The sequence below is a fragment of the Thermosynechococcus sp. JY1331 genome (assembly GCF_031583475.1).
GTDB lineage: Bacteria > Cyanobacteriota > Cyanobacteriia > Thermosynechococcales > Thermosynechococcaceae > Thermosynechococcus.
In genome coordinates, this window is record NZ_CP134180.1 from 696,683 (window position 1) to 711,448 (window position 14,766).

The following is a 14,766-nucleotide window of genomic DNA, read 5'->3' on the forward strand; positions in this document are numbered from 1 at the left end:
AGCCTTGCCTGCCATGACGGCACTATGATGATCAAGGAAACGATCTTGCTACCCTTGCCATGCTTGTCTATTGCACCCGTCCCCACTGTCGTTGTCCCCAAAACGATGTTCCAGACTTAGACAACCCCAACAAACGCTACAGTCGCGTGGCGGAGCGATTTTGTACGGCCTGTGGGATGCCCTTGATTCTACGGGGACGATACGTTGCAGAGCGGGTTCTGGGTCAGGGGGGGTTTGGGGCGGCCTATCTAGCACGGGATTTGGATACCCCTGGTCGGCGTGAGTGTGTGATTAAGCAATTTCGTCCCAACGTGTCCGATCCCCAGAGTCGGCAAAAAGCTCAGGAACTCTTTGAGCGAGAGGGTGAAGTTCTCGACCAACTGGGGCAGCATGCGCAGATTCCTGATTTACTAGCATTTTTTGCTGAAGAAGTCCCCAGTGTGGATGGACAAGGGGTAGAGCAGTATTTCTACTTGGTACAGGAATATATTGACGGCGAAACCCTCGAGGATGAACTGGCTCAAAAGGGATGCTTTAGTGAGGAAGAGGTGCGGCAGGTGCTGCGGGAACTCCTACCCGTGTTGCAGTACGTCCATGACCACGGCTCGATCCACCGTGATATTAAGCTCTCAAATATTATGCGCCAGCACCCCAGCAAGACAAAGTTTCCCGGCCAAGGGCGGCTCTATCTGCTGGATTTTGGTGCGGTGAAGCAGATTTCCCAAGCGGGGGGACAACAAGGACACTTTACGGGTATTTATACCCAATACTATGCGCCACCGGAACAAGCACGGGGGGAACGGGTCTATCCCAGTTCAGATCTCTATGCCTTAGCAGTGACTTGTATCATATTGCTGACCGGCAAAGATCCCAGTGAGCTATTCGACGCTTATAACAACCGCTGGCATTGGCATTCCTATGCCCAAGTCAGTCCACAACTGCAAGCCATTCTCGATCGCATGCTACAACCGGCGCCTAGCGATCGCTACCAATCAGCGGCAGAGGTCTTAGCGGACTTAAATGCTTACTCTACCCCCGCCCCACCACCGCCTCCACTGCCACAACCAGTAACAGTAGCACCCCCTTCCCCGCCACCCGTAGTGTCACAACCGGCACCCCCTCCTTCACCTGGACCGGTGATGCCACCGACCAGCACACCACGTCCGAAAGCAAAACCGCCCCGCCAGCCTGCGCCTCCCTTACCGGCATTGAAAATTCTCATTGGTGCTGGCTTTACGGGCTTTGAAATGACGGCCTTGGGGTTGATGATTTTTAGTTTGATGACCGCTTGGCAGTTGCCTGTTGGTGTGAGTGCGGGGTTGATTGGTGCTCTATTTGCCTTTTTGGTGTTTTTGCAGTACAAACGCTGGATTGAACACTGGGAGCAGTTGATCATTGCAGTCATTTCAGGGGCAGTTCTTTTTTTTGTCCCCCTCTTGCAAGCAGGCCTAGGGGGTGTGACAGCGCTGCTCATTTGTGGTTTAGTGGGGTTGGGTTGCATGGTTATGGGCAACATTTTTTTGCTAATTTACAATATCTTGGCGCGGTTACTGTAGGAGCGGGGCAATGCAGTTAACGTGGTTGGAGAGCAATACTTGGTTGTGGAAGTTAGGTCATACGCGGATTTTGGTTGATCCGTGGTTTGTGGGGGCACTGACTTTTGGCAACACGCCTTGGCTGTTTCAGGCGGAGCGATCGCGCCCCTGCCCCATGCCAAGCGATGGGGATGTCATTTTGCTTTCCCAAGGGCTACCAGATCACTGCCATGAACCTACCCTGCGCACCTGCGATCGCGCCCTACCGGTCATTGCCTCCCCCAGTGCCGCCAAAGTTGCTCAAGGTCTTGGCTTTGAAACAGTGATTGCCCTTAGCCCCCACCAAACCTACACGTACCGCGATCTCACAATCCAAGCCACCAAGGGCGCCAGTATCGGCCCTCGTCAACAGGAAAATGGTTACATTGTGCGCTGGGGCACTCAAAGTCTCTACTATGAACCCCACGGCTGTCATGATTTGTGGCTGCGCACCTACGGCAAGGTGGATGTGGTGATTACGCCGCTGTTGGATGTCTGTTTACCCGTGGTGGGTGCGATTCTCAAGGGGGGCAAAACGGCATTGGAATTGGGGCAATGGCTTCAGCCCAAGGTGATGATCACCACCGCTGGCAATGGTACCCTCCGTCTTCAGGGATGGCTACCGCGACTGCTCTCGGTCAAAGGCACCCTTGAGGAACTGCAAGTGTCGTTTCAGCGGCTAGGCCTCAACACTCGTTTGGTGGAACCAGTAGCCTACACTCCCCTTGTTCTTCTGGCTGAGGTCTAGGGATGCGATGCTGGCTACGGCCTTTGATTCTCTTTTGGCAAGAGGTAATTCTTCTACTTCAGGACAATCAGCGGTTTTTGCAGTTGCTCAGTCAGATTGAGGGGATCGCGACCCGGGTGCTGGCGATCGGGATGCTGCTGGTGGTCATCGTCGCCATTATTGATTTGGGGCGGATTTTGACCGTGGAGCTATTCTCACCCCCCTTGGGACAGTTTAGCCTTGAACTGGTGAAAATCTTTGGCCTCTTTCTCAATGTGCTTGTGGCTCTGGAGATTCTTGAAAATATCACCGCCTACCTGAAAACCCACGTCTCGTCGCAAATCGTTGAGCTAGTAATTGTCACGTCTCTAATTGCCATTGCCCGCAAAATTATCATTCTGGATATTGGCCAACCGGAAACGGTGGCAAAGCTCTTGGGGCTGGCGATCGCCATCTTGGCCTTGTCTGCCAGTTACTGGATTGTGCGTCGTTTAAACTACCGGCGGCGTCCCTGAGGGATAGACCTGCTCGCGGTAGGCTTGCGCCTGTTCTAGGGTTGTTTGCAGCCGCTCCCAGTCCTCCTGCTCCACTTGGCGAATCAGATCATCAAGGGTGGCACGGTAGTGGATCAGGCAGTGGCGCAACGCCGCGCGGTTATATTCCGCCATCATCCGTCCCAACTCTGGATTGCCGCCGCCAACACGGCTGGTATCGCGAAAGCCGGAGCTAGCCAACTGCTGGGCAAGCTTCCGAATCGGCTCATTGGCTTCTTGGGCATTCGCAAGAATCAGTGCTGCACTCACGAGGACGGGAAGGTGGGAAATCCAAGCAACAGCGCGATCGTGATCCGAGGGGGTGGCATAGAGTAGCTTGGCGCCGAGATCATTGACCACACCAGTCACACAGTCAATGGCCGCACTGTCAGTGTAGAGGGTTGGGGTGAGAACATAGGGGGCATTGTCAAAGAGATGGGCTTGCGCCGCTTCAATGCCGGATTCTGCGGTACCGGCCATCGGGTGCCCACCGACATAGCGAGGCCAGAGTTTTTCGAGGGCGGGGACAATTTCTCCCTTGACGGATCCCACGTCTGTCAGCACTGTTTCTGGACTGAGGTAGGGGGTAATATCCAAGGCGACACTGAGAATGCTGCCAATGGGGGGACAGAGAAACACCAGATCAAGGGCACGCAAAATTTCTGGCTCCGTACTGCCCCAGTCAATGGCACCCTTGGCGATCGCCCGCTCACAGGTTTCAGGACGCCGACTCAGCCCAACCACATAGTGCCCCTTTGCCCGCAGATCAATGCCCAGTGAACCACCAATGAGTCCCAGCCCGACGATGCCAATCCGCAGCATAGTGCCCCTAAACTTGAATACCTTTACGATTGTGACATTGATTCTTGTTCTGAGGGACATTCCCCTCCTATGCAGATTTGTGCTTTGGATTCACAGCCAGAGGGGGGGCTTCGATACAATCAGAAATGACTCTGTTGCGCTTTAGGCCACCAATGATGAAACGCCTTGCCCATTTGCTTCAGCAGACCCTCAAATGCTGCCTTGGCCTTGCTCTTGTTTGGTGCCTCAGTAGCGGTACACCGGTGTGGGCAGCAGCAGCTCACCATAGTTTTGTGGCAGCCGCAGTGGAGCGGGTTGGCGATGCGGTTGTTCGCATTGATACCGAACGCACGATTGTGCGCCCAGCGGATCCCCTCTTGAGTGATCCCTTCTTTCGCCAATTTTTCCCCGGTTTAGCCTTGCCCCCCCAAGAGGATCGGCTGCGGGGTCAGGGGTCGGGGTTCATCATTGATCCCAGTGGCATTGTCATGACCAACGCCCATGTGGTGAGTCAAGCAGATACGGTGACGGTGCGCCTCAAGGATGGCCGGGTCTTTGAGGGAGAAGTGCGCGGCGTGGATGAGGTATCTGATCTAGCGATTGTCAAACTCAAAGGGGTCACCGAACCCCTACCCACTGCGCCCCTCGGCGATTCCAGTGACGTGAAAGTGGGGGATTGGGCGATCGCCGTCGGGAATCCCCTTGGCCTTGATAACACCGTCACATTGGGCATTGTCAGTACACTCCACCGTTCCAGCGCCCAAGTGGGTATCCCCGATAAGCGCCTTGATTTTATTCAAACGGACGCGGCCATCAACCCCGGCAATTCTGGGGGGCCTTTGCTCAATGAAGAGGGGGAAGTGATTGGCATTAACACTGCCATTCGTGCCGATGCCATGGGGATTGGCTTCGCGATTCCAATTAATAAGGCCAAAGCCCTGCAAGAGCGCCTGATTCGCGGTGAAAAAATTCAACACGCCTACATTGGCATTCAAATGACCACCTTCACGCCAGCAATGGCCAAGGAAAACAATGCTAATCCCAACTCACCAGTGATTCTGCCAGAGGTCAATGGCGTTCTTGTCTTGCAAGTGTTGCCCAATACACCGGCCGCAAAAGCTGGTCTGCGCTGGGGGGATGTGATTACAGCCGTGGATGGGGAACCGATTACCAGTGCCGATCAGTTGCAGGGGATTGTTGATAGTGCCGCTGTGGGGCAAGTTCTCAACCTGACCGTTCAACGGGGCGATCGCAGCCAACGGATTGCGGTGCGGACAGCGGAGTTGCAGGGAGCGGCTTAGGATGCCCTTGGGGCTACTGCTGCTGTGGCTCTTTGCCCTTGCCACCCGCTTTTGGGGGCTGACTCGCTTTCCCACACTGGTATTTGATGAGGTCTATTTTGCCCGCTTTGGCCGCAACTATCTCGCCGCTGTTCCTTTCTTTGATGCCCATCCGCCTTTGGGAAAATACCTGATTGCCCTGAGCATCTGGCTGGGGGGCGGCTTTCACCCTTGGGGCTATCGCTGGTTGAATGCCCTGATGGGATCACTGATTCCCATAGCAGTGGCGGTGTTGGCCTATCTCCTGACGCGGCGATCGCGAGTGGCACTGCTATCGGGACTCTTTGTTGCCCTCGATGGCCTCTTTTTGGTGGAGTCTCGCTATGCTCTCATCAATATCTCCCTTGTGCTTTTGGGTGTGGTGGCACAGATTCTCTGGCTGTGGGGGTTGCGCTACCAAGGAAGTGCGCGATCGCTCTGGCTGATGGCCGCAGGCATTGCCTTTGGCGCCTGTGGGGCAGTGAAGTGGAGTGGCTTGGGATTCCTGTTGGGGGTAGGACTTTTCTGGCTTCTCCAGCAGAGGTTACCGCTGCCTGCTGAATGGAAGACCACTTACCAGTGGTGGCAGATGTGCCTGCTACTCCCCGTTGTCGCCTTTGTGGTTTATACCCTGCTCTGGCTACCCCATCTCCAGTTTCATCCCCACCAGAGCCTACTTGACCTCCATCGCCAAATGTTTAACTTTCACCGCAGTGTGGCCAGTACTGCCCATCCCTACTGTTCGCCGTGGTGGTCTTGGCCGCTCCTGCTGCGCCCCATGAGCTACTTTTTTCAGCGGGTGCAAACCCTCAGTGAACCCGTGCCCGTCATTGGCCCGCCCCTACCACCGGCAGATACCCAATGGGTTTATGCCGTCTATGCCCTCTTCAATCCCCCCCTCCTGTGGCTGGGGACCTTGGCCACGTTGGCTCTTATCCCCCTTAGATTGACGACAACCGCAGGCCGTTTTGTGCTCTTAAACTATGCTGCCAATCTCTTGCCCTGGGCACTGGTGAGCCGCTGTGTCTTTATCTATCACTACCTCCCCGCTGCCCTCTATAGCTTTATGGCCTTGGCCTTGCTCTGGGAAGCCAGCCACGATTGGGGAGCTTGGGCACGCTGGGCAGGCATTGCCGTCCTAGGGGTGGTTGTTGGGGGCTTCCTCTACTGGCTCCCCCTGTATTTAGGACTACCCCTGACGCCCCAAGACTTTTTGAGGCGGATGTGGTTGCCGTCTTGGATTTAGGACTATCCTAGGAGTTGTTTAACAGTGGCAATGAGTTCTGCAGGATCAAAGGGTTTGGTGATGTAGGCATCCACCCCCTGCTTTTTACCCCAGTGAATATCAAACTCTTCGCTTTTGGTGGTGCACATGATCACGGGCACACTTTGGCAAGCCGCTTCACCCTTAATCCAGCGGCACAGTTCGTAACCATTCATGCGCGGCATCACCACATCCAGAATCACCAAATCAGGACATTGAGCCTTGATCTTTTCTTGGGCTTCGATACCATCCTCAGCCTCAACAACGTCATAGTTCTGCTCTTTCATCAGCTGAACAATCATTGCCCGCAGGGTGGGGCTGTCATCAACAACCATAATTGTGGCCATAAAGGTTCTGCCTGATGCCGCAAATAATACGCTGGTAATTAGTGAACAGTTGGATATTCTACCCATCGCCTAGCTTATCATTTTCACCGGAGTCCTGAACATCGGCACCTTGGTCTTTAGGGGCGATCGCTCCTTTGGAATTCCTGAAAGAGAGCAGCCAATTCTTGACTCAAGGCTAGGGGGGTGCGGGGCAAGGGTCGCTGGCGACGCCAAAAGGGCGGAAATTGTTGCCACAGGTGCAGTAGGGTAGGCGTTCCCAATTCAGGGGCAAGGGTCGGCCACTGCCCAAAGACATGGGAAGCGCGATCGCTCACGGTGACCTGACCATTGACCAGCACCATAATCCAGTCTGCCCAGCCATAGGCAAAATCAAGATCATGGGTGGCAATCATAATCGTGGTTCCCTGCTGGTGAATGTTCTCTAGGGCCTGCTCCAGTTGCTGCCGCTGCTGATAGTCGAGATAGGTGGTGGGTTCATCAAGCAGTAATAGCGTCGGTGCTAAGGCCATTACCCCAGCCAGTGCCACCCGCCGTTTTTGCCCCAAACTCAAATGATGCAGGGGGCGATCGGCAAGCTCCACTAAATCAAAGTTCTCTAGGGTTTGGTACAAACGCGCTTCGATTTCGGCGGTGGGTAGGTCTAAGTTACACAGCCCATAGGAGATGTCCTCCGCCACGGTGCCTGCCACCAGTTGCTGTTCGGGGTCTTGAAAGGCCAAGCCAATGCGTTGCCGCCACTGCCGCAGTCGCTCTGGTTGATGGACGAGCCGTTGCCCTTGCCAGTAAATTTCACCGCGATCGCGCCGATAGAGGGCCGCTGCCAGATAAAAGAGCGTTGATTTGCCTGAGCCATTCAGCCCCAAAAGGGCAACTTTCTGTCCCGCCTCTAGCGTAAAGGAGCAGTCTTGCAGCACGGGGGTAGTGGTATTGGGATAGCGAAAGCCAACCTGATGAAATTCCAGTAGCGGCACAGACATCTCAGGTGATTGCATTCAGCAGAATGAGGGCACCGCCACCAATGACGATTTCAAGGCCATACCGTTGCGAATAGGCATAGGACTGGGGACGCAATACCCGAAACTGCCCCTGAAAGCCCCGACTGAGCAGGGCAAGGTTCACCTGTTCATAGCGGTACAGAGACTGCCGCAGGAGTTGAGCCGCCAACAGGCTCACACTAACGAGCCAGCGCGATCGCCGTTGATAGCCGCCCCGTGCCCGCTGCGCCAATTGCAGCGTGAAAGCGGTTTCTAAGAGGGTGAAGATATAGCGGTACATCAACATCAGAATATCGAGGATGAAATGGGGAACCCGCCAGCGCTCGGCCACACTCAACAGGGCTGGAAAGGGGGTCGTCAATAAAATCAATAGTAAACAGGTGCTGGCAACCATTGTCCGCAGTCCTAGGGTTAAGCCTTGGTGCAATTTCTCGGCACTGATAAAGAACGACCAGCCCATTAGGGAGATGTCACTGAGAACCACTTGCCCCGAAGCCCGTAAAGTCTCCGTCGGGATGATTTGTACCACTAACCCTGGCAAACTCACCAGCCAAAACGCAGCAACTGTGGCTAAGAGGGTGAAATAAACCCGCCACGGAATGCGGGCATAGCCGAGAATCCAAAGGCTCAGCCACAGCCAAAGCAAACTCTGGACAAGGGGGCGAGCAAAAAACGTCAATAACAGGCTGGCGATCGCAAAAATCAACTTTTGTTCAGGGTGCAGATGCCGCAGACCATTGGTGTAGGCATAGGTATCGAGGTGATGGTGCATTGACTGCTCAGGACTGTTGCGATTTTGAGGCGGCGGTTGCCCTTTGGCGATGGCGTTCGCGGTACTGACCCAAGATAAACCCCATGACCCCCGCCCCTAGAGCTGCTTGCACAGCAAACAGCAGGGATTCAATCTCACCACTGGGCGGTTCAAACAATGGCTCTGCCCAAGGTTCAAAGTCTGGCGCCACCTCGCTGATTAACGCTTCGGCTTGGGCATCGGCACCTTCAAAGTCACCCTTAACCAGCAGTAGGGGAAGTGTACTTAAGAGAATTGCGCCGCCCAATAGGAATGCCACTGTTTTTTTATTCATTGGATTCCCCTCCAGGCAAGAGTTTTAAGGTTTGCAATTCGGCTGTGCAGTACGTGGTCAACCAGTTCCACACCAACACCGTGAGTAACCCTTCACTGATCGCCAAGGGAATCTGCGTCACAGCAAAGAGCGCCGCAAACTTGGCAAAAGCCGTCGCCACCCCACCCATACTATCGGGAAAGGCCAATGCCAATTGTAAAGAAGTCACCGAGTAGGTGGCCAAGTTACTGATCAGAGCAGCACTAAAAATCGCGATCGCTGGCTTAGCCGTGGCACGGGACATCCCCCAATAGGTCAACCCAGCCAACCAAGGTCCCACCACCGCCATCGAAAAGCCATTAGCGCCTAGGGTGGTCAGGCCGCCATGGGCAAGGAGCAGGGCTTGAAAGAGCAGCACCAATGTCCCCAGCACGGCCATCAGCGGTGGCCGAAAGAGAACGGCTCCCAAGGCAATCCCCATCGGATGGGAAGAGCTACCCGTAACGGAAGGAATCTTCAACGAAGAGAGGACAAAGGCATAGGCACCGGCTAAGGCAATCAGCAGGGTTGACTCTGGTTGCTGTTGAATCTGTTGTCGCAGTGCCCATAGTCCCCATGCCAAAAAGGGTAAAAAAACCAGCCACCAGCCCACTGCCCAGCCAAGGGGCAAAAACCCCTCGCTAATGTGCATCGCCAAAGCGGGGTGAGGACTCGCGACCACGAGATACGCGCTCAGAAGGGCGATCGCCCCAAGGGAGCCATATCGCTTCGCTTGGCTACGTTTGATCATTGAGATAGTCCTAAACCTAAGTGCGCCTATTCTAGTGCGCAACCAGTAACTTGCCTATGCCCAGTGGGGGCTGCAACCGATATTAGAAAGAGCTATGCCTGCTCAAAAATTCACGCAGTGCCAAGACTGTAAGGCTGGAATTTGCATAAATTTTGATGTAGTCGGTATAACAGGATGAAGTCTAATGTCATTATTGAATCGTAGGTACTGTTGCTATGTTCCCAGGGGGGAGTTGTCATGAGTGAACTGACTGCCTTTGGTCATTCCTTGAGTAGTGGCTATGAAGTAGTGGTGATCAAGCCGCAGTCCCTCAGTGATACGACCCTGATCGTTCAAGCGCTGCGGGCTGACAAGGCAGTGATTCTCAACCTAGAGCACCTCGATGTCACCGAGGCACAGCGCATTTCTGATTTTGCCGCTGGTAGTACCTATGCCATCAATGGCCATCAATCGCGCCTTGGGGATGGGGTCTTTCTCTTTACGCCCAACGTGATTAATATCCAAGAATCCACAGCGGCACCGACACCCGCTGGACTGGCCTAAGCCGTTCATGAATCCTGCAGATCTGCTCACCGTCAGTGAGTGTCAAGAGATTGATCAACTGCTCTTACCGGCCGCAGATCGCTTTGCCATTCGAGTAGCGGTGTATGCCCAGCGCTATTTGCGAGCTAAGACTGAGGGAAACCCCCTCGAAGACCTGACGGAAGCCCAAGTCTATGAACTTGTTGCTGCCGATCCCCAGTTGCAAGTAGAGGAGCAGCGCCAAGGGGGGTTTATGACATGGTATGGCCAAATTTTAATCAGTGCCCTCAAGCAACTGCGGCAAATTGCTGCAAGGGAGGGGGTGCCCATTGCCGAGCTAACCATTCCCCAGATTAGTCACTGGTTTCAGCAGCAGTGTCAGGCACGCTTGCGATCGTCCCCGCCGTCACCTTAAGAATTTGTGCTTGTTGCCGCCAAGGGGTGGCAAAGGGGGCAAGGTGGGTGGTGGTAATCAGCGTTTGGTAGCGATCGCCCATCACCTCTAATAAAATTCCCTGCCGCTGCAAATCCAATTCGGCGAGGACATCATCCAACAACAAAAGGGGAGTGTCGCCCACCACACTTTCCACAAGAGCCAGTTCCGCCAGTTTCAGCGCCAATACCAGCGTGCGCTGCTGCCCTTGGGAAGCAAATTGACGGGCACTTTGCTCATTGAGGCACAAGCCCACATCATCACGGTGCGGTCCCACCAGACTGGTTTTTTGCAGCAGTTCAATAGTGCGGCGAGCGGCCAAGGCCTCATTAAAGGCAGCCACAATCACTTCAGAAGTGCCATCCCCAAGGGGCACATGGCTCTCATAAGTCAAGGTGAGTGTCTCGCGATCGCCACTCAACACGCGATGCCAATCCTGTGCCAAGGGAGCCAAGCGTTCAATGAGGCGCTGTCGGCGGCGGATAATGCGAGTGCCATTGATCACCAATTGCTGATTCCATGCCTGCCAGAGGGTTTCATCCCATCCTTGGCTGCCGGCCTGTTTGAGGAGAGCATTTCGTTGGCGCAGGGCTTTTTGGTAGGTTTGCAGCAGTTGGCTATAGAGGGGTTCCAATTGCACCAAAATCCGATCCAACCAGTTGCGGCGAATGGCCGGTGTGCCCCGCACCAGTTCCAAATCCAAGCAGGAAAATTCCACCGCATTGAGTTGCCCCAGAAATTCCGCCGTGCGCTTAACGGTACAGCCATTCACCCGTAGGACACGGCCTGCGAGGGGGCGCAAACTCACCGCCAGATCAAGGGGGACGCCTTGGCGCTCTAGGGTGGCTTCAATTTGGGCACTCTCTTGTCCCTGCTGAATAAGGTCGCGATCGCGATGGGTGCGATGGGATTGCAGTGTGGCCAGCCACTCCACAGCCTCTAGCAAATTGGACTTGCCTTGGGCATTGTCCCCAACGACGATGGTTTTTGGCGCAGCAAACGTCACCGATTGCTCGCTGTAGTTGCGAAAGTGGCGCAGATGGAGTGATTTGAGAAACACTTAGCAGCCCTTACCAGCCCCAAGTCCCCGGTGCCCCCTTAAACGGGCCGACAATGTCCGGAGTAATCCAGCCGCCATAGAAGCCCCCCGGTTGCGGAATCACCACCACACCATCCACGGTGCATTCATCCATCAAAGCAGCATAGAAGGCAATGTAGTTGCAGATTGGCGCAAAAGCAGGGGTAGGTTTGGGATAGTACCAGGCTGCATTATCCGCTTGGCGATCGCCCACCTTGACATGGTAGTAGGCGCCTTGTCCTTTCCACTCGCAAAAGGTTTGCCGTACTGAGGGCACCAGATACTGCGCCTGTACATCCTCTGGCGGAAAGTAATACACTGGGGGATGACTGGTTTCTAGTACCCGCTGTCCCCGCTGGGTGTCGGCAATCACCACACCATTAAAGACCACCCGCAGGTGTTTTGAGGTGGGTTCAACACGGGGCGGACGGGGATAGTCCCAAACCGATTCTTGGCCGGAGGCAGGGGGAATCCGTTGCATCGGGTTTCAGTTCCTCAACACTCTTCCTTGACGGTAACAGCTATGGCTCAAGCTTGGGAACTGGTTTGTCGCTCCACCAAGCCCTGTTCAATGGCCAGTCGCACCAGCTCAGCTCGATTGTGAACCGCTGTTTTTTGAAAGAGGCTACTGACGTGCTTTTCAATCGTTCGGGCGCTCAAGTGCAGGCGATCGCCAATCTGGGCATTGGAGAGTCCTGCCACGAGTAACCCTAGCACTTCCTTTTCCCGTTGAGTGAGATCAACGCTGAGGGTTCGTGTTTTCGGCGCCGCAAAGGGTTGCTGTCGTTGCTGCCACTCCATTTGTACCAGTTGTGCCCGATCCAACAGGTTACGCACCACCGCTGCCAACTCATTGAGGTCAAAGGGCTTGGAGAGATAGACATCGCCCCCGGTGCGATAGGCGCGAATCCGCTCTTCTAGTTCTGTGCGTGCGGTGAGGTAAATTACTGGTAGTAAGCGCAATGAGGGATGCTGGCGCACCTGCCGCACCAACTCATAGCCATTCATGTTGGGCATGGCAATGTCCGTAATCAGCAGATGGGGCTGATAGCGGTGGATCATTTCGAGGGCCTGGGCACCATCTCCCGCCGTCAGACAACAGTACCCTTCGGATTCCAAAAAGTGACTCACCGACAGGCGGATGCCGGGATCATCATCGGCAATGAGTACCGTGAGGGACATAGGAAATTTAGGTCTCCACTAGACCACAGTATTTCTCCACACAGCGGACAAACAGCTCAACCCCAATACTTAAAACAGTTTCGTCAAAGTCAAAGCGGGGATGATGGTGGGGAAAATCTAACCCCAGTGTGCCATTGGCTGACCCCAAAAAGAAGTAGCAACCCGGAACCGCTTGCAGGAAAAATGACATATCTTCCGCCGCCATGGTTTGACAGTGGGACGTGACCCCAGCCGGCACCTCAACCACCGATTCAGCAACAGAGCGCACTAATTTCGCCATCTTGGCATCGTTGACGGTGGGGGGATACATCCGCTCATAGCGAAAGTCATAGGTGGCGCCATGACTCTGACAGATACCCGCAATCACCTGTTCAATGCGCTGGGGTAGCCAGTCCCCCAACTCTGGCTTAAAGTATCGCACTGTTCCCCGAAAGGTCGCGGTATCGGCAATCACGTTCTTGGCGGTGCCCGCATGTACTGCCCCCACGGAAATCACCGCTGTCTCTAGGGGATCCACGTTGCGCGAGACGATAGTGTGCAAGGCCGTAATGATCTGGGCAACAACGAGAACCGTATCCACCGTAAATTGGGGTAAAGCGGCGTGTCCCCCCTTGCCGTGTACTTCACACTCAAAGAATTCCGCTGCCGCCATCAACGGCCCACTACGCACCCCCACCGTACCAACGGGCAGAAAATTCCAGAGGTGCAGGCCAATAATGCCATCCACTTTCGGGGCATCGAGAACTCCCGCTTCAATCATGGGTTTAGCCCCACCGGGACCTTCTTCCGCTGGTTGAAAGATGATTTTGACCGTACCAGCAAAATCGCGGTGCTCAGCAAGGTATTTCGCAGTCCCAAGGGCGATCGCTGTGTGACCATCGTGCCCGCAGGCGTGCATTTTCCCCTCATGGAGAGAGCGGTAGGGCTTATCGTTTTCCTCCTGCACTGGCAGCGCATCCATATCGGCGCGAATCGCCAGCACTGGCCCCGGTCGCGCTCCCGGAATCACGGCCACAATTCCCGTTTCCGCAATACCCGTGCGATGCTGAATGCCCCATTGCCGTAGTTTCTCACTGACAAAGGCCGCCGTCAGGTGTTCTTGAAAGCCCAATTCTGGTCGCTGGTGCAAATAGCGTCGCCACTGCACAAGTTCGGTTTGGAGGGCAGCCACCTCTGGACGCAGTTGGCAGCTCAATTGGGGAAGATGGAAAGCCATGGGGCAGTCTTTAGATTTTGTTTAGCATTGCCTTTCTCTAGGATAAACGATGCTCTGGGGCAGTGACAGTCAATGTAACCTCAAGAACAGGTGACGCGCCACTCGCTTCCACCAGTAGTAGGATTTTTTGGTCAGAACCCCCTGACTTAGGAAACATTTGTTATTATGACAGGTAGCTCCCTAGGGCAAAAGTTAAAATAGTTCAGTATTGGATATTACACTTTGCCAATTCTGAATCCTAGGGTCTCTTCAGCCAAACGAGGATGTTATGGTTCAATCCCTTCAATACTCCATCGAACTCGTCAAAGATGAAGCACGACGACTGGTGGCCAAAGGTGTGGTGAGTCGGCAGCAGCCCATTTACACTCTCTGCCAGTTTGTGCCCGTTCGGGAGTGGCCCCTCATTGAGGCAGAGCTAGAGCGCTGTGATTTTATGCTGCGCGATCGCATTGGCGACCTCATTGGCCGTGAGTGCTGGGACAACGACTAAAGAGCCATCATTCAGGGCACCGACTTCCCAATAATGCGCAAATCCTAGGACGTGGGTGCCTGCGAATCCTGCTGTAGGTCTTGGCGAATGGCGCGCAGCGTTTCGAGAAGCGTTTGAATATCTGCGGCTAAGTCAGCACTCTCGCGAGGAGCAGGCTCAGGGGTCGAAGAGGATTGCTGCTGTTGGGCAATGAAGGCTTGAATCAGTTCCCGTGCTTGCGCTTCGGTGAGGCGGCCTTTCTCAGCACAGACGGTGGCCAATTGGCGGGCATCCACCCGCAGTTGCGTCAGGTATTCTTGGCGCTTGGCCTCATCCTGTAGGGATTCAATGGCAGCAGCCGCCGCTCCAATACCGGTGTAGTAGAGTTGTTGTACAAGATCGAGGGGATTGCGATCCATAGAAATGTGCTCGGCGTGAACTCTCCTCTGCTA

19 protein-coding genes are annotated in these 14,766 nt (G+C 54.7%); 8 read left to right on the top strand and 11 right to left on the bottom strand.

Annotation, left to right across the window (positions count from 1 at the left end; all coding sequences use genetic code 11):
* Positions 1 to 59 precede the first annotated feature (59 nt).
* From RHJ31_RS03265 to RHJ31_RS03275, 3 genes are read left to right on the top strand one after another with little or no spacing between them, the layout of a single operon-like run.
* Positions 60 to 1,556: a serine/threonine-protein kinase gene (locus RHJ31_RS03265; protein WP_206200453.1), complete on the top strand. Its 1,497-nt coding sequence runs from the start codon at positions 60 to 62 to the stop codon at positions 1,554 to 1,556.
* Positions 1,557 to 1,566: 10 nt separating this feature from the next.
* Positions 1,567 to 2,322 (top strand): MBL fold metallo-hydrolase, encoded by a 756-nt coding sequence (locus RHJ31_RS03270; RefSeq protein ID WP_302677353.1) that lies wholly within the window; start codon positions 1,567 to 1,569, stop codon positions 2,320 to 2,322.
* Positions 2,323 to 2,324: 2 nt separating this feature from the next.
* Positions 2,325 to 2,816 carry a phosphate-starvation-inducible PsiE family protein gene (locus tag RHJ31_RS03275; protein ID WP_302677354.1) on the top strand — a complete coding sequence of 164 codons (492 nt, stop codon included), beginning with the start codon at positions 2,325 to 2,327 and terminating at the stop codon, positions 2,814 to 2,816.
* On the opposite strand, the gene RHJ31_RS03280 is transcribed toward RHJ31_RS03275, so the two are convergent.
* Complete coding sequence (locus tag RHJ31_RS03280; protein WP_315862978.1) at positions 2,793 to 3,653, bottom strand: prephenate/arogenate dehydrogenase; 861 nt, start codon at positions 3,651 to 3,653, stop codon at positions 2,793 to 2,795. The two genes, RHJ31_RS03275 and RHJ31_RS03280, sit on opposite strands and share 24 nt — an antisense overlap.
* 155 nt (positions 3,654 to 3,808) lie before the next feature.
* Between RHJ31_RS03280 and RHJ31_RS03285 the strand changes: the two genes are divergently transcribed.
* Positions 3,809 to 4,936 carry an HhoA/HhoB/HtrA family serine endopeptidase gene (locus tag RHJ31_RS03285; RefSeq protein WP_149821393.1) on the top strand — a complete coding sequence of 376 codons (1,128 nt, stop codon included), beginning with the start codon at positions 3,809 to 3,811 and terminating at the stop codon, positions 4,934 to 4,936.
* A 1-nt stretch (position 4,937) separates the two neighbouring features.
* A complete protein-coding gene (locus tag RHJ31_RS03290) occupies positions 4,938 to 6,200 on the top strand; it encodes a phospholipid carrier-dependent glycosyltransferase (RefSeq protein ID WP_302677356.1) in 1,263 nt (420 codons plus the stop codon).
* Between the two features lie 2 nt (positions 6,201 to 6,202).
* Here RHJ31_RS03290 and RHJ31_RS03295 read toward each other — a convergent pair whose 3' ends face one another.
* From RHJ31_RS03295 to RHJ31_RS03315, 5 genes are all read right to left on the bottom strand, one after another.
* Positions 6,203 to 6,565 carry a response regulator transcription factor gene (locus RHJ31_RS03295; protein ID WP_206200447.1) on the bottom strand — a complete coding sequence of 121 codons (363 nt, stop codon included), beginning with the start codon at positions 6,563 to 6,565 and terminating at the stop codon, positions 6,203 to 6,205.
* A 116-nt stretch (positions 6,566 to 6,681) separates the two neighbouring features.
* Complete coding sequence (locus RHJ31_RS03300; RefSeq protein ID WP_302677357.1) at positions 6,682 to 7,557, bottom strand: energy-coupling factor ABC transporter ATP-binding protein; 876 nt, start codon at positions 7,555 to 7,557, stop codon at positions 6,682 to 6,684.
* The gene (cbiQ, locus tag RHJ31_RS03305; protein ID WP_302677358.1) at positions 7,544 to 8,332 is read right to left on the bottom strand and encodes a cobalt ECF transporter T component CbiQ; all 789 of its coding nucleotides are present in this window, start codon (positions 8,330 to 8,332) and stop codon (positions 7,544 to 7,546) included. Before cbiQ ends, RHJ31_RS03300 begins: the two co-directional genes overlap by 14 nt.
* Before the next feature lie 7 nt (positions 8,333 to 8,339).
* A complete protein-coding gene (locus RHJ31_RS03310; protein WP_206200444.1) occupies positions 8,340 to 8,645 on the bottom strand; it encodes an energy-coupling factor ABC transporter substrate-binding protein in 306 nt (101 codons plus the stop codon).
* Complete coding sequence (locus RHJ31_RS03315) at positions 8,638 to 9,414, bottom strand: energy-coupling factor ABC transporter permease (protein ID WP_225901591.1); 777 nt, start codon at positions 9,412 to 9,414, stop codon at positions 8,638 to 8,640. Before RHJ31_RS03315 ends, RHJ31_RS03310 begins: the two co-directional genes overlap by 8 nt.
* A gap of 237 nt (positions 9,415 to 9,651) precedes the next feature.
* On the opposite strand from RHJ31_RS03315, the gene RHJ31_RS03320 reads away from it, so the two are divergent.
* Together RHJ31_RS03320 and RHJ31_RS03325 are read left to right on the top strand one after the other, a co-directional pair.
* Positions 9,652 to 9,957: a cell division protein SepF gene (locus RHJ31_RS03320; RefSeq protein WP_149821405.1), complete on the top strand. Its 306-nt coding sequence runs from the start codon at positions 9,652 to 9,654 to the stop codon at positions 9,955 to 9,957.
* A 7-nt stretch (positions 9,958 to 9,964) separates the two neighbouring features.
* A complete protein-coding gene (locus RHJ31_RS03325) occupies positions 9,965 to 10,351 on the top strand; it encodes a hypothetical protein (RefSeq protein ID WP_302677359.1) in 387 nt (128 codons plus the stop codon).
* Here the strand turns inward: RHJ31_RS03325 and recF are convergent.
* Genes recF through RHJ31_RS03345 form a run of 4 tightly spaced genes read right to left on the bottom strand, consistent with a single transcriptional unit; the run spans position 10,290 to position 13,845 of the window.
* On the bottom strand, positions 10,290 to 11,429 hold the full coding sequence (recF, locus tag RHJ31_RS03330; protein WP_302677360.1) for a DNA replication/repair protein RecF: 1,140 nt from the start codon (positions 11,427 to 11,429) through the stop codon (positions 10,290 to 10,292). The genes RHJ31_RS03325 and recF overlap by 62 nt on opposite strands.
* A 10-nt stretch (positions 11,430 to 11,439) precedes the next feature.
* A complete protein-coding gene (locus RHJ31_RS03335; protein WP_302677361.1) occupies positions 11,440 to 11,928 on the bottom strand; it encodes a DUF427 domain-containing protein in 489 nt (162 codons plus the stop codon).
* A gap of 47 nt (positions 11,929 to 11,975) precedes the next feature.
* On the bottom strand, positions 11,976 to 12,629 hold the full coding sequence (locus tag RHJ31_RS03340) for a response regulator transcription factor (RefSeq protein WP_302677362.1): 654 nt from the start codon (positions 12,627 to 12,629) through the stop codon (positions 11,976 to 11,978).
* A 7-nt stretch (positions 12,630 to 12,636) separates the two neighbouring features.
* On the bottom strand, positions 12,637 to 13,845 hold the full coding sequence (locus RHJ31_RS03345; RefSeq protein ID WP_302677363.1) for a M20 family metallopeptidase: 1,209 nt from the start codon (positions 13,843 to 13,845) through the stop codon (positions 12,637 to 12,639).
* A gap of 268 nt (positions 13,846 to 14,113) precedes the next feature.
* Here RHJ31_RS03345 and RHJ31_RS03350 point away from each other — a divergent pair, with 268 nt between their 5' ends.
* Positions 14,114 to 14,335: a DUF4327 family protein gene (locus tag RHJ31_RS03350; protein WP_024123956.1), complete on the top strand. Its 222-nt coding sequence runs from the start codon at positions 14,114 to 14,116 to the stop codon at positions 14,333 to 14,335.
* Positions 14,336 to 14,379: 44 nt separating this feature from the next.
* Here the strand turns inward: RHJ31_RS03350 and RHJ31_RS03355 are convergent, their stop codons facing one another.
* Positions 14,380 to 14,733, bottom strand: coding sequence for a hypothetical protein (locus RHJ31_RS03355; protein WP_302677364.1), 354 nt, complete (start codon positions 14,731 to 14,733; stop codon positions 14,380 to 14,382).
* Positions 14,734 to 14,766: the final 33 nt, after the last annotated feature.